Origin of the sequence: Xanthomonas sp. LMG 12462, from assembly GCF_009192885.1 — a bacterium.
In the GTDB taxonomy this organism is placed as follows: domain Bacteria; phylum Pseudomonadota; class Gammaproteobacteria; order Xanthomonadales; family Xanthomonadaceae; genus Xanthomonas_A; species Xanthomonas_A sontii.
The window spans coordinates 33985-51876 of record NZ_NMPP01000065.1 but is presented as its reverse complement, the minus strand read 5'-3'; the positions used below and the strand labels follow the sequence as shown (position 1 = coordinate 51876).

At 70.3% G+C, this 17892-nt stretch carries 15 protein-coding genes and 1 pseudogene; 9 read left to right on the top strand and 7 right to left on the bottom strand.

Features of this window, described 5'->3' with window-relative positions:
* The first annotated feature begins 363 nt into the window (after window positions 1-363).
* Together CEK69_RS15410 and CEK69_RS15405 are read left to right on the top strand one after the other, a co-directional pair.
* A complete protein-coding gene (locus tag CEK69_RS15410) occupies window positions 364-1296 on the top strand; it encodes an MBL fold metallo-hydrolase (protein WP_152246539.1) in 933 nt (310 codons plus the stop codon).
* Window positions 1297-1403: 107 nt separating this feature from the next.
* Window positions 1404-1514 (top strand): annotated as a pseudogene (locus tag CEK69_RS15405) (peptidase); the annotation flags it as partial.
* 381 nt (window positions 1515-1895) lie between these two features.
* Here the strand turns inward: CEK69_RS15405 and CEK69_RS15400 are convergent.
* Both CEK69_RS15400 and CEK69_RS15395 read right to left on the bottom strand, forming a co-directional pair.
* Window positions 1896-2504: a hypothetical protein gene (locus CEK69_RS15400; protein ID WP_152246537.1), complete on the bottom strand. Its 609-nt coding sequence runs from the start codon at window positions 2502-2504 to the stop codon at window positions 1896-1898.
* A gap of 473 nt (window positions 2505-2977) precedes the next feature.
* Complete coding sequence (locus CEK69_RS15395) at window positions 2978-3391, bottom strand: Rap1a/Tai family immunity protein (protein ID WP_152246535.1); 414 nt, start codon at window positions 3389-3391, stop codon at window positions 2978-2980.
* Between the two features lie 122 nt (window positions 3392-3513).
* Here CEK69_RS15395 and yedA point away from each other — a divergent pair, with 122 nt between their 5' ends.
* Both yedA and rarD read left to right on the top strand, forming a co-directional pair.
* On the top strand, window positions 3514-4410 hold the full coding sequence (gene yedA, locus CEK69_RS15390) for a drug/metabolite exporter YedA (RefSeq protein ID WP_152181597.1): 897 nt from the start codon (window positions 3514-3516) through the stop codon (window positions 4408-4410).
* Window positions 4407-5309: an EamA family transporter RarD gene (rarD, locus tag CEK69_RS15385; protein ID WP_152246533.1), complete on the top strand. Its 903-nt coding sequence runs from the start codon at window positions 4407-4409 to the stop codon at window positions 5307-5309. Before yedA ends, rarD begins: the two co-directional genes overlap by 4 nt.
* Window positions 5310-5453: 144 nt before the next feature.
* Here rarD and CEK69_RS15380 read toward each other — a convergent pair whose 3' ends face one another.
* The 5 genes from CEK69_RS15380 to CEK69_RS15360 all read right to left on the bottom strand — a co-directional run bounded on the left by CEK69_RS15380 (window position 5454) and on the right by CEK69_RS15360 (window position 12186).
* On the bottom strand, window positions 5454-6596 hold the full coding sequence (locus CEK69_RS15380; protein WP_152246531.1) for an alpha/beta fold hydrolase: 1143 nt from the start codon (window positions 6594-6596) through the stop codon (window positions 5454-5456).
* A 150-nt stretch (window positions 6597-6746) separates the two neighbouring features.
* The gene (locus tag CEK69_RS15375; RefSeq protein WP_017913664.1) at window positions 6747-8057 is read right to left on the bottom strand and encodes an ABC transporter permease; all 1311 of its coding nucleotides are present in this window, start codon (window positions 8055-8057) and stop codon (window positions 6747-6749) included.
* Between the two features lie 64 nt (window positions 8058-8121).
* Window positions 8122-9279 carry an FtsX-like permease family protein gene (locus tag CEK69_RS15370; protein WP_152246529.1) on the bottom strand — a complete coding sequence of 386 codons (1158 nt, stop codon included), beginning with the start codon at window positions 9277-9279 and terminating at the stop codon, window positions 8122-8124.
* Window positions 9280-9292: 13 nt separating this feature from the next.
* Window positions 9293-9982, bottom strand: coding sequence for an ABC transporter ATP-binding protein (locus CEK69_RS15365; protein ID WP_017908954.1), 690 nt, complete (start codon window positions 9980-9982; stop codon window positions 9293-9295).
* Between the two features lie 956 nt (window positions 9983-10938).
* On the bottom strand, window positions 10939-12186 hold the full coding sequence (locus tag CEK69_RS15360) for an efflux RND transporter periplasmic adaptor subunit (RefSeq protein WP_152246527.1): 1248 nt from the start codon (window positions 12184-12186) through the stop codon (window positions 10939-10941).
* Between the two features lie 250 nt (window positions 12187-12436).
* On the opposite strand from CEK69_RS15360, the gene CEK69_RS15355 reads away from it, so the two are divergent.
* The 5 genes from CEK69_RS15355 (at window position 12437) to CEK69_RS15335 (ending at window position 17871) form a co-directional block, all read left to right on the top strand.
* A complete protein-coding gene (locus CEK69_RS15355) occupies window positions 12437-13339 on the top strand; it encodes an ABC transporter ATP-binding protein (protein WP_152246525.1) in 903 nt (300 codons plus the stop codon).
* On the top strand, window positions 13336-14121 hold the full coding sequence (locus tag CEK69_RS15350) for an ABC transporter permease (RefSeq protein ID WP_152246523.1): 786 nt from the start codon (window positions 13336-13338) through the stop codon (window positions 14119-14121). Before CEK69_RS15355 ends, CEK69_RS15350 begins: the two co-directional genes overlap by 4 nt.
* 100 nt (window positions 14122-14221) lie before the next feature.
* On the top strand, window positions 14222-15421 hold the full coding sequence (locus CEK69_RS15345; protein WP_152246521.1) for a sensor histidine kinase: 1200 nt from the start codon (window positions 14222-14224) through the stop codon (window positions 15419-15421).
* Between the two features lie 52 nt (window positions 15422-15473).
* A complete protein-coding gene (locus tag CEK69_RS15340; protein WP_026143841.1) occupies window positions 15474-16076 on the top strand; it encodes a response regulator transcription factor in 603 nt (200 codons plus the stop codon).
* Between the two features lie 103 nt (window positions 16077-16179).
* The gene (locus CEK69_RS15335) at window positions 16180-17871 is read left to right on the top strand and encodes a diguanylate cyclase (RefSeq protein ID WP_152246519.1); all 1692 of its coding nucleotides are present in this window, start codon (window positions 16180-16182) and stop codon (window positions 17869-17871) included.
* Window positions 17872-17892: the final 21 nt, after the last annotated feature.

The window sequence follows — 17892 nt, the reverse complement described above, 5'->3', positions numbered from 1 at the left end:
GATGCCTAGGAATGCTTGTCGCCTAGGAATGCCTGTCGCGGCTGAAGCGGCTCCAGCCTTGTCGGAGGATTGCATTGTGGGAGGGACTTCAGTCCCGACGACGGAAGGTGTCAGGCGGCGTTCGGCTTCGCTTGTCGCGGCTGCATGACGGTCGACTCCTACAGACAAATGACGCGTTCCATCGCGACATCCGAAGCGCGTGTGTTTGCCGGCCGCATGCAGTCGGGACTGAAGTCCCCCCACAATGGGCTGTCGGGTCTCCGGCGTTTCTGTTATTCGTCCTCATCCGGCCCTTGCCGCCCGGCACTGGCAGCATCCTCCATACCGCCTAGAATGGAGGTTCGCCCGCCACGCCTTTGCGCCATGCCACGCGATCCCAGCATCCATCTCGTCGATACCGGCTTCCAGCGCGCGCAGTTCGATGCCGCCTACCTGATCGTGGAGAACGGGCGCGGCGCCTTCGTCGACTGCGGTACCAGCCATGCCGTGCCGCTGCTGCTGGACGCCCTGGCGCAGGCCGGTCTGGCGCCGGCCGACGTGGACTGGCTGATCCTCACCCACGTGCACCTGGACCATGCCGGCGGTGCGGGTGCGCTGCTGCGGCACCTGCCGAACGCACGCCTGCTGGTGCATCCGCGCGGTGCGCCGCACATGATCGATCCGGCGCGGCTGATCGCCGGCGCCACCGCGGTGTACGGCGAGGCGGAGATGGCGCGCAGCTACGGCAGCATCGTGCCGGTACCGGCGGAGCGCGTGGTGGTGGCCGAGGACGGCCATCGCCTGTCGCTGGCCGGGCGCGAGCTGTTGTGCATCGACACCCCCGGGCACGCCCGCCATCACCTGTGCGTGTGGGACGCACGCAGCCGCAGCTGGTTCAGTGGCGACACCTTCGGCCTGTCCTACCGCGAACTGGACAGCACGCGCGGTGCGTTCGCGATCCCGACCTCGTCGCCGGTGCAGTTCGAGCCGGAAGCGATGCAGGCCTCGATCCAGCGCATGCTCGGCTACGCGCCGCAGACGCTGTACCTCACCCACTACGGTCCGGTGGAGGGCGCCGAGACGCTGGCGGCGGAGCTGCTGGAGCAACTGGAGGCGATGGTGGCGATCGCGCGAGGCTGCGACGGCCGTTCCGACCGCCATCGCTGCCTGGTCGCGGCGCTGACCGCGCTGTATCTGGAGCGGGCGCGGCTGCATGGCTGTCCGCTGGACGATGCCGGCGTGGAGCGCGTGCTGCACATGGACATCGAACTCAATGCGCAGGGCCTGGCCTGCTGGCTGGATCGTCCCGCGCGCTGAACGGCGGCCGGTTTCGCGCACGCGAATGCGTCGCCGCGCTGTCTCCGCACGACGCCATTCTCTACACTGTGCGGCCCGCTTGTTGCCAGGTCGTGACCGTGAACCCGATGCGCATGTTGCTGCTGTCCGCTTCCCTGTTCATGGGAGGTGCGGCACAGGCAGCCAACGATGCGCTGGCCGGCGATGCGGGCGGCGACGCCGATGCCTTGGAGCGGCATGCCTTGCCGGCGAACAGCGATCCGGCCGAGGCCTGTGGTCCGGCGATGCCGGGCTGAGCGACGCCGGTCGAGCGACATACGAGTGCCGTCACAGCACGTTGGCTGCGCAGTGCCGGAGCCGTTGGCCATGGCCGGCGATACGTGCGTTGCGCTGGGGATGCGGTAGAAGGAGATCTTCGCGGGTGGCGCAAGGCCACGCGTAGAAGCGGCTTCAGCCGCGACGGGGCGTGACCGGCAATGCCTGTCGCGGTTGAAGCCGCTCCTGCGAGAGAACAACGCGTTGTTCGGCAAGGCTGCGAAAAGCGCGCGCTAGAAGCGGCCTGAAGCCGTTTCTAACCTGCCAGGTGCATGCGGGTGCCGCAGGCGACCATGCCGCACTGCTCAGGCAGTGGTGTCGATCAACCCGCCGACGATGCCCTGATTGAGCAGGTCGCCGGTGACCGTGCCGCTGAGGCTGGGATCGGACTGCAGCAGCGACGACAGCTGCGGGGTCAGGCCCTGGCTGCTGAAGACGCCGGAGGCGTTGTACAGGCCCGGGGTCGACGGCGGCGCGGTGATGGTGCCGAGCAGGCCCTGGTCGTACGTCTGCGTGGCCTGGTCGAGGGTGGGATACGGCCCGGTGCCGGTCGAGGTCGACGGGCCGGTGGACGAGGTCGACGCGCCGGCGGTCGAGGTGGAGGTGCCGGCAGACGAGGTCGAGGCCGCATCGCTCGGGCCGGCGCTGACGATGCTGTTGAACAGCCCGGCCGCGTTGTAGGTCAGGCCCGTGTCGGCTGGGGTGGTTCCCGCGAGGCCGCCGAGGCTGAAGATCACCGAGGCCTCGCCGGACAATTCCACCGCCTGCTGCACCGCGGCCGGATCGTTGCTGGCCACGATCGGGTTGCCGGCTTGAGCCGAACCGCTGGAGGCGCTCGCTGCGGAAAAGCCATAGGGCGACGTGCCATAAGGCGTGACGGTGCCGAGCGGCGACAGTGCGGTATCGATGGCCATGGCAGTGCGCAGCGAGCAGGTGTGTGTGCGTACAGATACGCCCGTGCGGCTGAACCGTCTCTTAGGTTTTTCGGGGGCTGCGGAGCGCCGGAGCGGGCTGCAGTTGCGCTGTCATGGACGTCGGCTGATCGGTGGAAACTTCAGTGGTCAGAACTGCATGGAGCAGCACACTCCTCGCGCGAGGCCGATCTCGTTTCTTCGGCCAGAGCGCGGCGCGGGTCGGCCATGCACAGTGGCGGCAACTGCCGCGACCTGGTTGAGATCCTTCATCTGCTGCGCGCTGCTGGTCTGGCTGTCGGCGCGCCCATGCGGACCTGCAGCGCCGCGGCCTGGTGATGACGGTGGAGCGCCGGGCGCCGCTGGCGGTGGCTGCGGTGCCGGTGTGGATGCCCGTGCGGCACCCGACGCATCGTCGCGCCAGCGGCTCATCACTGCCTCGTCGCGCCGACGCGACCTTGAGGCAGTCGGCGCCCTCAGTGCGATGGGCGGCGTGGCTTGGCAGGTTTGCAGGGGTACCGTTTGGCCAGGGCCTGCACGACCAGGTCGCTGGCGCGCTCGTCCAGGCGCGCGTCGGGCAGCGCGCCGAGATCGGCGACCAGGGCCTGCACATCCGGTGGACCGGACTGGCCGGCCGGTCGGCACCATCGCGCGCCCTCGCTGCCGGCCGCGATGCCGAGCATGTAGGCAGCCGCCGTGCGCGAGGACACCATGACCCGCAGTTCCTGCGGTTGCTGCGGACCCAGGTCGTCTGCCAGCGAGCCGTCCAGCGGGGCTTCCAGCAGCTGATGTCCGTTCAAGTCCCAGGGTCCGGCAGGCGGGCGTGCCGCGCTGTTGCTGCTGAGCGCCGCCAGCAGGGGCAGCGCGAGCCAGGTGCGGTGTGATGTCATCCACGACTCCTTTCTAGACGAGTGGTCTGCACGCCGCGGCGGTGCGGCACGCGCGGATGAAGCGGCTTGCGCACAGACCAGGTGCTCTAGAATAGCGCCCCCGCTGTCTCTGGCGCCGTCCGATGCCTTCTGCTCCTGTCGCCGCTGCGCCTGCGCGCGGCGGCTTCGTCGTTCTCGCCCTGTTCCTGGTCTATGTCGTCTGGGGCTCGACCTATCTGGCGATCCGCTTCGCCCTGGAAGGCGGCGCGCCGCCGTTGAGCGTGGTCTCCGGCACGCGCTTCGTGATCGCCGGCAGCGTGCTGTACGCGGTGCTGCGCTGGCGCGGGGTGCCCGCGCCCACGCGCGCGCAGTGGCGGCCGCTGGCCATGCTCGGCGCGCTGATGCTGGTCTGCGGCAATGGCCTGGTGGTGCTGGCCGAGCGTCAGGTGTCCTCGGGGCTGGCGGCGGTGGCGGTGGCCTCGGTGCCGCTGTGGATGGCGCTGTTCGGCACGTTGCGCGGCCACCACGCCAGCCGCGGCGAATGGTTGGGGATCGTGGTCGGCTTCGCCGGCGTGGTGTGGCTCAACGCCGGCAGCAGTCTCAATGCCAGCCCGCTGGGCCTGGTGCTGCTGTTGATCGCGCCGGTCGGCTGGGCGTTCGGCTCGGTGTGGTCGCGCGGGCGCGATCTGCCGATGCCGTTCATGGCCGCCGCCGGGCAGATGCTGTGCGGCGGGGTGATGCTGGTGGCGATCGGCCTGCTCAGCGGCGAACGCCTGCACACGCTGCCGAGTGCGCAGGGGATGCTGGCGGTGGCCTACCTGTGCGTGTTCGGCTCGATCGTCGCCTTCACCGCCTACGTGTGGCTGCTGCAAAACGTACGCCCGGCGCTGGCCGGCAGCTATGCCTACGTCAATCCGGTGATCGCGGTGGCGCTGGGCAGCTGGCTCGGCAGCGAACGCTTCAGCGCCAGCGATTTCGGCGCGATGGCGGTGATCCTGGCCGGCGTGGTGGTGATCACCGTGGCGAGGACCCGGCGATGATCGCGGCCGCCGCGCAGGAGGCCCGGCGCGGCCTGTGGATCACTGCGGCGACCTTCGCGCTGTGGGGCGTGGTGCCGGTGTACTGGCACCTGCTGCAGGCGGTGCCGTCGCCACACATCATCGCCCACCGCATCGTCTGGAGCACGCTGCTGGTGGTGGCCTGGCTGGTGTACAACGCACGCCTGCAGTGGTGGCGGCGCATCGCCGCGCAGCCGCGCGCGCTGGCCACGCTGGCGCTGAGCAGCCTGGCGATCGCCTTCAACTGGGGCCTGTACATCTGGGCGGTCAATGCCGGCCATGTGATCGAGACCAGCCTGGGCTACTTCATCAATCCGCTGGTCAACGTGCTGCTCGGGGTGCTGGTGCTGCGCGAGCGGCTGCGTCCGCTGCAATGGCTGGCGGTGGCCTGCGCCGCGCTGGGCGTGGCCTGGCTGACCGTCGACGCCGGCACGCTGCCGTGGATCGCGCTGGGCCTGGCCGGCTCGTTCGGGCTGTACGGCCTGTTGCGCAAGCTGGTGCAGGTGGATGCGGTGGCCGGGCTGGGGGTGGAGAGCCTGTACTTGTTCCTGCCGGCGCTGGGCTTCGTGCTGTGGGGCGAGGCCGGCCACGGCGGTGGCTTCGCCGGCGCGTGGGGCTGGCGCAACGACCTGCTGCTGGCATTCGGCGGCGTGGTCACCGCGGTGCCGCTGATCGGTTTCGCCTACGGTGTGCGGCGCATCCCGCTGTCGCTGGTGGGGCTGCTGCAGTACATCGCGCCGAGCCTGCAACTGCTGCTGGGCGTGTGGTTCTTCCGCGAGCCGTTCGACGCGGGCAAGGCGATCGGCTTTGCCGCCATTTGGATCGGCTTGCTGTTGTTCGCCGGCGAGAGCTTGTGGCGGCGAGCGGGGATTAGGGATTAGGGATTAGGGATTAGGGATTGGGGATTGGGGATTGGCAAGAGCATGAGCCGCCGCGGAACCAGCAGGCCGACAGTACAGCCCGCTGTTACGAATCCCCAATCCCGACTCCCCGCTTTCCACAGCCGAATGGCTGGTCATCCCGGCTCAGCCCCGGCTACCGCTCGCCGCCGGCTCACCGGTCAGCTGCAGCTCGGGATCCGCGCGTGGCGGCAGCGGCTGCGGGCAGCGGCCGCCGTGGCTCGGCGACTGCAGGTCGGCGAACCAGTCCTCCACGGTCGGCGCCAGCAGGTCCAGCCGCATCGGCAGGCTGAGGTGGTTCTCGCCGGGCATCTCCAGGTAGTGCGCGCGCGGGGCGTCCAGCGCCAGCAGGCGGCCGTGCGCCACCGGGATGTGCTGGTCGGCGCTGCCGTGCAGCAGCAGCACGCAGGCCGGTGCGGCGCGCGCGGCTGCGGTGACGTCGACCTGGTCCAGGTTCAGCGCCAGGCGCTGGTTGGCGTTGGCGATCACCTCATCCAGGTTCTGCCCGCCGTAGCGCCAGCGCGCCAGGTCCATCGCCGCGCTGGCCATCCAGCCGCGCGGGCGGCTGGCGAGCATGTGCGGGATCATGTCGCGGATGCCGCGGCCGGCGTTGGCGAAGGATTCCATCGCGACCACGCCGTCGACCTGGTCGCCGAGCTTCTGCGCGGCGAACAGCGCGGTGGCCGCGCCGTAGGACACGCCGAACAGGTACACCGGACCCTGCACCTCGCCGCTGGCGCGCAGGGCGCGGATCACCGCGACCACGTCGTCGGACTCGCGGGTGCCGTAGCCGGCCGGGCCGCCGCCGGAGCGGCCGTGGTTGCGCAGGTCGATGCTGATGCTGCGGTAGCCGGCCTGGGCCAGGTCCAGCGACCACGGCAGCAGCGAGTCGCCGTCCATCATCCAGCCGTGCAGCAGCACCACGGTGCCGCGCGGCGCCATGTGCGAGGCAGGCGCCGGGGTGCCCACGTCCATGGCGAAATCGGCATGCTCGTGGCCGCTGGCGTCGCGGCCGGCATGCTCGTAGCGATAGCGCATGTGGTAGTCGCCCGGGTCGATGGCGCGCCAGAAGATCGGGATGCCGCCCGGCACCACCACGTGGCCGCTGCGGTTGGGCAGGGTCGCCAGCAGGCTCTGGATGCGCTCCTCGTCCATCAGCGGCGACACGCCGCCCGGCGCGACCAGGCGGTCGCTGAGCGAGGTGGAGGAGCAGGCGCTCAGCCACAGGCTGGCGCAGAGGACGAGCAGCAGGCGCAGGCGCGAGGACATGGACGTGGCGGCGTGGAACCAAATGGCCGCGCAGGCTAGCGCCTCGGCGGCCGGCGTTCTACCGCGTTTCGATGACGGAACGATGACGCGTCAGCCGCCATTGGGCCGGGCCGGGACAGCGGTCCCGGCCCGGCGCGTTCAGCCCTGGCGCTACAGCGCGCGCAGGGCGGTGGTGATCGGCAGCCGCGCGGCGCGCAGCGCCGGGAACAGGCCGCCGACCAGGCCGATGCCCAGCGCCCACTTCAGCCCGGTCCACAGCAGCGGCGGGGAGACCTTGAACTGGAACACCACCTGGCTGAAGTTGCTGCCCAGGGTGGAGACGCTGTAGCCGTTGAAGATCGCCCAGGCGATCAGCCCGCCCAGCACGCCGCCGAGCAGCGCCAGCAGCATGGTCTCCAGCATCACCGCCACCACCACCGGCAACCCGCGGAAGCCGAGCGCGCGCATCGTGGCGATCTCGCGGGCACGGGTGGCGACCGCCGCATACATGGTGTTGAGCGCGCCGAACACCGCGCCGATCGCCATGATGGTGCCGATGAAGGTGCCCAGGATCTCCAGCACCTTGCTGAGGTTGCCGCCCTGCTTGCGGTAGTACTCGCGGGTGGTGAACACGTCCAGCTTCAGCCGCGGGTCGGCGTCCATCGCCGCCTTGAACTGGCGGAAGCCGTCCTGGCCCTGGGTGCGCACGCTGATCGACTGGTAGGCGCTGCGGTTGTAGGTGGTGGCCAGGGTCTGGGTGTCGGTCCACAGTTCCGAGTCGTGCGCGTCGCCGCTGGCGAACACGCCGACCACGGTCCAGGCCTGGTTGCCCAGGGTCAGGGTCTGGCCGAGCTGCAGGCCGCGGAACTGCGACTGCGCGCCCTTGCCGACCACGATCTCGCGCAGGCCCGGTTGGAAGCGACGGCCCTGCAGGAGCTTGACCTTGTCGTGCACCGCCCAGCCCTGCTCGCCCACGCCGCGGAACTGCGCGTTGACGTCGGTGCCGTCGGACTTCGACTGCAGGTTCACCACCTGCGACAGTTCCGGCGAGACCAGCGGGCGGTTGTCGGCGCCGCGCGCCACACCGGCCAGGCTGGCGATCAAGGGCACCTGGTCGCGGGTGATGACCGAGTTGGTCTCGGCCTGCGAGCCGCCGCGCAGGACGATGGCGGTAGTGTCGTCGCCGGTGCTGTCCAGGGTGGCCTGGAAGCCCTGGCCCATCGCCAGCATCGCCACCAGCACGCCGACCACGCCGGCGATGCCGACCACGATCACCGAACTGGCGCCCCAGCGCTGCGGCAGGCTGGCGATGCCGATGCGCGCGGCGGCCAGCGACAGCCGGCCGCTGCGGGTGACCAGCAGCAGCACGGCGAGCACCGCCACCAGCGCCAGCACCAGGAACCAGGGCAGGGCGATCCAGATTCCCAGGCCGAGCGCCAGCGCCGCGATCGCCAGGACATTCCATAACCATTGCATCTTCATTGCGTTGTTCCTCGGGTCTGCGTCGCCGTCCGTGGCATCGCTGTGCTGGAGAGAAGGGGAGGGCTCAGCGCCCGGCCAGGGCGTCGACGATCTTCAGCCGCTGCGCGCGCAGCGCCGGCAGCAGGCCGACCACCACGCCGATGACCAGCATCAGCGCCGCGCCGATCAGCCAGGTCTGCAGCGGCACCGCGTGCACCGGCAGCGCGCCGCGGCTGGCGCTGGCCAGCACCGGGATCGCCGCCGCCGCCAGCGCCATGCCGAGCAGGCCGCCGAGTACGATCAGCAGCACCGACTCGACGATCACCAGGGTCAGCACGGTGCGGTCCTGGAAGCCCAGGGTCTTGAGCGTGGCCAGTTCCGGAATGCGCTCGCGCACGGCCTGCGCCATGGTGTTGCCGGTCAGCAGCACCAGGGTGAAGAACACCGCGCCCATGATCGAGGTGACGATCAGGCCGATGTCGGCGAACTGCTTGACGAAGGCCTGCTGGAATGCCGACTCGGTCTGCGACTTGGTCTCGTGGTCGGAGTTGGCCGACAGCGCATCGATCGCCTGCGCCACGCGCGAGGCGTGCTCGGGATTGTCCAGCCGCACCGTGTACCAGCTGACCCGGCCCTTGATGTAGTCGTTGCTCTCGTCGAAGTATTTCCAGTTCATCATCAACTGGTTCTCCGCCTGCACGTTGGCGCGGTCCTTGGCGCGGAAGATCGCCTTCAGTTCCAGCGGCCAGTCGTTGCTGCCGCCGCGCGGGAAGATGGTGGCCTGCAGCGGGATCACGTCGCCGACCTTCCAGCCGTTCTTCTTCGCCAGCGCCTCGCCCACCGCCGCACCGGTGCGGGTGTCGCGGAACGCCTTGAGCTGCTCCGGCGGCATCTCGTATTCGCTGTACACGTCGAAGAAGTTCGGTGCCACCGAGAAGTTGGGGAAGAAGTCCTTGGGATCCTTGTAGATGCCGCCGAACCACATCGCATAGGTCACGTCGCGCACGCCCGGCACGCTGCGGATCTGCGCCTCCAGGCGCACCGGCAGCGACTGGGTGATCGACAGGCGCGAGGCCACGACCAGGCGGTTGACGCCTTCCACCGAGCCGCCGGCGGTGAACGCGACGCGCACCGAGTCGAGCAGGCCGAACAGCAGGAAGGCGACGATCACCGAGAACAGGGTCAGCACTGTCCGCGTCTTGCTGCGGAACAGTTGCGCCCAGATCAACGAAAAATACTTCATGGCATCGCCTCGCTCAGTGCGCGGCCGGCGCGTCGGCCAGCTCGCCCTTGTCCAGGTGCACGGTGTGGGTGGCGTACTCGGCGGCCTTGGGATCGTGGGTGACCATGACGATGGTCTTGCCGTGGCTGCGGTTGAGTTCCTGCAGCAGGCCCAGCACGTCCTCGGCCGAACGCCGGTCGAGGTCGCCGGTGGGTTCGTCGCAGATCAGGAAGGTGGGGTCGGAGACGATGGCGCGGGCGATGGCCACGCGCTGCTGCTGGCCGCCGGACAGTTCGCTGGGCTTGTGGTTGCGGCGCTCGGCCAGGCCGACCAGGGTCAGCGCGATCTCGGCATTGCGCTTGCGCTGGGCGGCGCTGAGCGAGGTCAGCAGCAGCGGCAGTTCGACGTTCTTCTGCGCGGTGAGCATCGGCATCAGGTTGTAGAACTGGAACACGAAGCCGACATGATGGCTGCGCCAGGTGGCGAGCTGGCCTCCGCTCATGCGGTCGATGCGCTGGCCTTCGATCTCGATCTCGCCGCCGCTGGGCGAATCCAGCCCGCCGATCAGGTTGAGCAGGGTGGTCTTGCCGGAGCCGGACGGACCCATCAGGGCGACGAAGTCGCCGCGGGCGATATCCAGGTCGATGCCGTGCAGGACCTGGACTTTCTCGGGGCCGCGCTGGTAGGTCTTGGTGACGTTGCGCAGGGTGACGAGGGTGGACATGGTGGTGTTCCTGGCGGTGGACGAGGTGGAGGCGATGCGGTCGCCGGTGGGCGAGGGGTTTACCGTTGCGGTTGCGGTTGCGGTTGCGGTTGCGGTTGCAAGTGCAGTTGTTGCTGCTGCTTCTGCTGTTGCTGTTGTTCTTGCTTTTGACTTACCGGGTTCCCTTCCGAAGCGGCGGCCAGCGCGGGGGAAAACCCGAAGGGCGGCGTACATGGATGTACGCCGTCCGCGGCAGGGGCAGGATGCCCCTTCCGCGGATCCCCGGGCTGGACGCGGACCCGGAGCGCGTTAGCGCGGAGGGCGCGTAGGCAGGGTGTGCTTTCTTTTGGTTACTTTTCTTTGCACAAGCAAAGAAAAGTAACTCGCCGCAAGGCGAAAGCTTTGTTCTTGCACTTGCTGCTACGGTGACGACCGCTGGATTGTAGGAGCGGCTTCAGCCGCGACAGCCATGGACCAATTACGTTTGTCGCGGCTAACGCCGCTCCTACAGATCTTCTCGTTTGACACTCAAGATTGAAGCAACAGCAAAGGCTTTCGCCCTTTCGGGCGAGTTACTTTTCTTTGCTCGCGCAAAGAAAAGGTAACCAAAAGAAAGCGCGCCCTGCCTTGCGCCCTCCGCGCTGCGCGCTCCGGGTCCGCGGATGCACCGGGGATTCGCGGAAGGGGCATCCTGCCCCTGCCGCGAACGGCGCACATCCATGTGCGCCGCCCTTCGGGTTTTTCCCCGCTCCATCCGCCGCTGCGGAAGGGAACCCGGTAAATCAAGAGCCGAAGCCAAGCAACAGCAACAGCAGAGCAACAGCAGAGCAAGAGCAGAGCAAGAGCAGAGCAACAGCAGAGCAACAGCAGAGCAAGAGCAGAGCAAGAGCGGTGTGACGGCGCTGGGTGCAGTTGAAAAGCGACTACATCAAGTGCGACATCGGGCGCTTGCGCAATGTGTGGAACACCGGTGTGGGCTACTGCGCAGCGGCCTCCGCCGTCTTCACCTGCATGCCGGCATGCAAGGCCTCCGGCGGATCCAGCACCACCGTGTCGCCGGCGGACAGGCCGGACAGCACCTGGCGGTCGTCGCCCAGAGCGATGCCGGTCTTCAGCGTGCGCTGCTCGACCGTGTTGTCCTCCTTGACCGCGAACGCCACGTCCTGGCCGGCGCGCTTGACGATCGCCGCGCCGGGCACCCGCACGCCCTGCGGCGTGTGCTGCGCCTGCGGCTGCGGCGTCTCCAGGAAACTGACCCGCACGCCCATCTCCGGCACGATCCGCGCGTCCTTCTGCTTCAGCGCCACGCGCACCTTCACCGTCGCCTTGCCGCGGTCGGCGGAGGGGATGATCGCGATCACCTCGGCCGGGATCTTCCAGTCCGGATACGCGTTGAGCGTGGCTTCCACCGGCATGCCCGGCTTGACCCGGCCGATGTAGGACTCCCCCACCTCGACCTCGATCTCCAGCGAATCCATGTCGACGATGGTGCCGATGCCGGTGCGGGTGAAGCCGCCGCCGGCCGACAGCGGCGAGACGATCTCGCCCGGCTGCGCCGCCTTGGCGGTGACCACGCCGGAGAACGGCGCACGCACGATGGTGTTGTCCACGTTGAGATCGGAGATCGACAATTGGTTGCCGGCCACCGCCACGTTGCGCTGCGCGTTCTGCAACTGCGCACGCAGGGCATCGCGCTGCGCCACCGCCTGCTCGTACTGCGAGCGCGAGACCAGTTGCTGGCTGGCCAGGGTCTGCAGCCGCTGCGCGTCGGCATCGGCCTGGCGCACCTGCGCCTGCATGTTGGCGACCAGGCTGCGCGCCGCGTCCAGTTGCGAGGCCGACAGCACCCGCTGCGCATTGGCGTCGATCGGATCCAGCGTCGCCATCACCTGGCCTTCCTCCACGCGCATGCCTTCCTCGATGCGCACATCGCGGACCTTGCCGGTGATCTTGGCCGAGACCGTGGCCATGCGCCGCGCCACCACATAGCCGCTGGCGTCCAGCACCGAGGCGCTGCTGCTGCCGGGGGCGATCGCCACCACCGCGGCGGTGCGCACCTCCAGCGGCTTGCTGCGGCCGAACAGCCACCAGCCGCCGGCGCCCAGGGCGAGCAGCACCACCAGCAGCACCCCGGCGATCCACAGCCCGCGCCGCGACGGCGGCTCGCTCGGCGGCGCCTTGCGGTCGATACGGAGTTCCTTGAGCAGGTCGGAGGAAGTACTCATCGTGTCCTTGAACGAAACGGTCGGCGCGCTGCAGTGTGCGAGCCACCGGCCGCTGTGGGCATGGCCGGAAGTCACTTTCTGCGATGCGCTGTAGCGGGAGAACGCCGCCCCTCGGCGTGGATCGCAGCATGCGGCAATCGTGCGGGGGCTGCCAGTGACAGATGTCATCCACTGCAGCTGACGCGCCGCACTGGGCGGCGACTCCGCCGCGGCGCAGCCTAGGCACTCCCTGCCACCACCGGAGTGTCCCATGCCCGATCACGATGCGTTGCCGCTGGCGCAGCTCAGCGGCGTCCACAAGCGCTACGGGACGCTGGTCGCGCTCGACGGCGTCGACCTGCAACTGCGGCCCGGCCAGTTGCTGGCGCTGCTGGGCGCCAACGGCGCCGGCAAGAGCACCGCGGTGAGCCTGCTGCTCGGGCTGCAGACGCCCGACGCCGGCAGCGTGCGCCTGTGCGGGCAGGATCCGCGGGCGCTGGCCGCACGCCGCCAGGCCGGGGCGATGCTGCAGACCGCTGGGCTGCCGGACACCCTGCGCGTGGGCGAACTGCTGCTGCAGGCGCGCGGCTACTACCCGCAGCCGCGCAGCGTCGCCGACTGCGTGGCGCTGGCCGGGCTGGATGGCGTGATGGCACGCCGCTACGGCCAACTGTCCGGCGGCCAGCAGCGCCGCGTGCAATTCGCGATGGCGATCTGCGGGCGGCCGCGGGTGCTGTTCCTGGACGAGCCCAGCACCGGCCTGGACATCGAGGCGCGGCAGGGCCTGTGGCGGGCGATCCGCGAACTGGTCGCCGACGGCTGCGCGGTGCTGCTGACCACGCACTATCTGGAAGAGGCCGAGGCGCTGGCCGACCGGGTGGCGGTGCTGCAGCGCGGCACGCTGATCGCCGAGGGCAGCGTCGCCGAGCTGCGTGCGCGCTTCGAACAATGCACCATCCGCTGCCGCAGCGCGCTGCCGGCGGCGCAGGTGGCGCAGTGGCCACAGGTGCGTCGCGCCGAGAGCCGCGACGGGGTGCTGGAGCTGGTCGCCGAGTCGGCCGAGCCGGTGGTGGCGCGGCTGCTCGCCAGCGATCCGGCGCTGACGGCGCTGGAAGTGCGCCGCGCCGGCCTCGCCGACGCCTTTCTCGCCATCACCCGCGCGGAGGCCGCATGAATCCGATCGATCTGTCCGTTGCTTCCCCGGCGGCCGCCTGGTCGTTGCGCGACCAGGGCGCGCTGTTGCTGCGCGAGATCCGCTACGAGGTGCTGCGCTGGCTGCGCACGCCGTCGTTCGCCTTGCCCACGCTGCTGTTCCCGCCGCTGTTCTACCTGCTGTTCGGGGTGCTGCTCAACCATGGGCGCCACGACGCGGCGGTGTACCTGATGGCCAGCTACAGCGTGTTCGGGGTGATGGCGCCGGCCCTGTTCGGGTTCGGCGTCGGCCTGGCCCTGGACCGCGAACGCGGCCTGCTCGCGCTGAAGCGGGCGATGCCGGTGCCGCCGCTGGCCCTGCTGCTGGCGCGCACCGCGCTGGCGATGGCCTTTGCGCTGGTGATCGGCGTATTGCTGCAGGTGCTGGCCGCGCTGCTCGGCGGGGTCATGCTGACGCCGGCGCAGCGGATCGGGTTGCTGCTGGTCGACGTGCTGGGCACGCTGCCGTTCTGCGCGATCGGGCTGGCGCTGGGCGCCTATGCCGGCGGCAGCGGTGCGCCGGCGCTGGTCAACCTGATCTACCTGCCGATGGCGTTCCTGTCGGGGCTGTGGATCCCGCTGCAACTGCTGCCGGCGTGGCTGACCACGCTGGCGCCGCTGTGGCCGTCCTATCACCTGGGCCAGCTGGCGCTGCGCGTGGTCGGGCAGGGCGACGGCCACGGCAGTGCCGGCCATGTCATCGCGCTGCTGGCGGTGACGGTGGTGTTCTACGCACTGGCGCAGCGGCGCCTGCGTCGCGGCTGATGGTGCGCCGTGCCGATCCCGGCGTCGCCGCGCGGTTTCGCGCGCCGGCGCCTTCGCTAAGCTATGCGCTGCGGCGGCCGTGCCGCCCTGGGAGCCCGACGTGATCGCCTTGCTGCACGCCTCGCCCGACTCGCTGATCGCCCGCCGCATCGGCTGGAGCTCGGCCAAGTCCAGCACCCACTGGTTCGTGTGGCTGTCGCTGGTGTGGTCGATCTGGCTGTTCGTCACTCCGCTGTACGAGCCGTACTACTTCCACAACTGGTTCCCGCCGACGCTGGCCAGCTATCTGATGTTCCTGGCCTTGTACTACGTGGCCTACTACCGCCACCGGCGCTACCTGCCCTGGTGCGTGGCCGGCATGGCGGCGCTGGCGTTCGTGGTGCTGCCGTACAACCCCGGCGCGCAGTGCTACATCATCTATGCCTGCGCCTTCCTGGCGTTCTGCTTCGAGCCGAAGCGGGCGGTGGCGGCGATGCTGCTGGTGCTGGCCTCGTTCGCATTGGCCTGGACGCTGCGCGGCTGGTCGCCGCTGTACATGGTCAGCGCGATGGTGGTCGGCCTGTCGGTGGGGCTGATGAACATCAGTTTCGAGCGCCGTGCGCGCGGCGAGGCGCAGCTGCGCCTGAGCCACGAGGAAGTGCGGCGCCTGGCGGCGGTGGCCGAGCGCGAGCGCATCGGTCGCGACCTGCACGACCTGCTCGGCCACACCCTGTCGCTGGTGGCATTGAAGTCGGACCTGGCCACGCGCCTGCTCGCCCACGACGCCGCCGCGGCGCAGCGCGAGATGGAGGAAGTGGGCCAGGTCGCACGCGAGGCGCTGGGCCAGGTGCGGCGTGCGGTCAGCGGCATCCGCGCGGCGCAGTTGGCGGCGGAGATCGCCTCGGCCAAGCTGCTGCTGGAGTCGTCGGGGGTGACCTTCCGCTACCAGGTCGAGGCCTTGCCGCCGTGCCCACAGCTGGAGACGGTGTTCGCGCTGGTGCTGCGCGAGGCCGCCACCAACATCCAGCGCCACGCGCGTGCCAGCCACGCGCAGTTGCGGCTGTGGTGCGAGCGCGGCCAGGCGCTGCTGGAACTGCGCGACGACGGCCGTGGCGGCGCGCTGCAGCCGGGCACCGGGCTGAGCAGCATGCGCGAGCGGCTGGAGGCGGTGGGCGGCAGCCTGCGCATCGCCTCCGAGCGCGGCCTGGGCACCTGCCTGGTCGCCGCCGCGCCGTTGCCGCGGGTCGAGGCGGCGATGGCGGATGCCGCGCCGGCCGCGCGGATGCAGTCCCCGGTGGACCAGGACGCCGCGCTCGGCTGAGCGCCGGCCCGGCCCGGGCACTACAATGGGCCGACAAGGACCGGGGGGTGCCGTGATTCGTTTAGTGCTGGCGGAGGACCAGGCAATGGTGCGCGGTGCGCTGGGCGCACTGCTGGGCCTGGAAGCGGATCTCGACCTGGTCGCCAGCGCGGCCGACGGCGAAGCCGCCTGGCGCGCGCTGCAGGCGCATGCGCCGGACCTGCTGGTCACCGACATCGAGATGCCCGGCCTCAGCGGCCTGGAGCTGGCCCAGCGCATCCAGCGCCAGCAACTGCCGGTGCGCGTCATCATCGTCACCACCTTCGCCCGCCCCGGCTTCCTGCGCCGCGCCCTGGACGCCGGGGTCGGCGGCTACCTGCTCAAGGATGCGCCGCCGCAGCGGCTGATCGAGGCGATCCGCCAGGTGCACCGCGGCGGCCGCGCGATCGACCCGGAACTGGCGCTGGAAGCCTGGTCCGAGGCCGACCCGCTCAACGACCGCGAGCGCCAGGTGCTGCGCCTGGCCGGCGAGGGCGCCTCGGCCGGCGACATCGCCACGCAGTTGGGGCTGTCGTCGGGCACGGTGCGCAACTACCTGTCCGAGGCGATCGGCAAGCTCGGGGTCGGCAACCGCATCGAGGCGGCGCGGCTGGCCCGGCAGAAGGGCTGGCTGTGATGCGGCGCGCGGTTCGGCCTGAAACTTGCGTGGCTCCCTGCGCTTGACTGCGCAGCGCAGTGCAGGGCGCGCGCGGCCTTCCTTCCTCCCATTGGCCAACGCCATGCCCTCCACCACGATCAACCGCTATGGCGTGCCGCTGGCCCTGCTGCTGCTGTTGGGCATCAGTGGCGGCGTGCTGGTGGGCAGCGAGCGCTTTCTCGCCGATGCGGCCGCGGTGCAGCGCAGCCACCGGGTCATTGCCGAGATCAACGGCCTGCAGCTGAACCTTGCCGACTGCGATGCCTCGCTGCGCGGCTTCCTGCTGCTGGACAGCCGCGAACACCTGGCCGATTTCCGGGCGTGCCAGCGCGCGCTGCCGCCGCGGCTGCAGCAACTGGCCACGCTGCTGCAGGGCAACCCCGCGCAGCAGCAGCGGCTACAGGAAGTCCAGGCGCAGATCGAGGCGCGCATGCGCGACAGCGCGCTCGCCGTGACCCGCTTCCAGGGCAGGGCGGCAGGCATGCGCAAGCCGGACCCGGAGCGCGCCCGCCAGGGCCGCCTGATGTCGCAGGCGATCCGGCGCAGCACCGACAGCCTGGTGCGCAGCGAGCGCGCGGCGCTGGCCAGCAGCGCCCGCTCCACCGCCGCCAACGCCGACCTGCTGCGCCGGCTGGCGGTGATCGGCATCCCCACCGTGTGTGCGCTGACCCTGGGCCTGTACCTGCTGCTGCGCCGCGAGATCGGCCGCCGCAGCCAGGCCGAGCAGCGCGGTCACCATGCCAATGCGCTGCTGGTGGGCACCGTGCAGCAGATGCAGCGCACCGAACAGGATCTGCGCACGCTCAACCGCTGCAGCCGCGGACTGCAGAGCTGCGTGCAGCAGGACGAGGCGGTGGAGGTCGCGCGGCAGGCGCTGGAGCGCCTGCTCGGCGACGCCGGCTGCAGCGTGTACTGCACCGACGCGGCGGGCGAGCAGGCGGTCTGTGTCGCGCACTGGGGCGAGGATGCGGTGTGCGCGCCGTCGCTGTCGCTGAGCGGCTGCGAAGGCCTGCGCAGCCGCGCCCCCCAGATCCAGCGGCCCGGCGCCGCGCCGGCCTGCGCGCACGCCGCCGGCGTGGCACGCCATGGCACCTGCGTGCCGATGATGGTGCAGGGCGAGCCGCTGGGGCTGATCCATCTGTCCAGCCGCGATCCGACCCTGCTCGAGCGCCTGCCCCTGGTCGAGGTGGTGGCCGAACAGCTGGCGATGGCGCTGCACAACCTGCAGTTGCGCCAGCGCCTGCGCACGCAGTCGATCCGCGATCCGTTGACCGGGCTGTACAACCGCCGCTACCTGGAAGAATCGCTGGTGCGCGAACTGGCGCGCTGCGAGCGCCGTGAGCAGCCGCTGGCGCTGATGATGCTGGATCTGGACCACTTCAAGGCGCTCAACGACCGCCTCGGCCACGCCGGCGGCGATGCCTTGCTGGCGGCGTTCGGTCAGTTGCTGGCCGGGCTGGTGCGGCCGGAGGACATCGCCTGTCGCTACGGCGGCGAGGAGTTCACGGTGATCCTGCCGGGCGCCGCCGCCGACGTGGCGCAGCGCCGCGCCGAGCAGATCCGCGCCGCGGTGGCGAACCTGCAGGTGCAGCACCAGGGTCAGGCGCTGCCGCCGGTGACCGTGTCGATCGGCGTGGCCGCCTATCCGGACCACGGCCGCAGCACCGAGGAACTGCTGCGCTGCGCGGATGCGGCGCTGTACCGCGGCAAGCGCAGCGGCCGCAACCGGGTCGCTGCCGCTGGCGACGCACCGCTGCGCATCGCCGAGGCCTAGGCCGCCTCCATCCCGTGCATG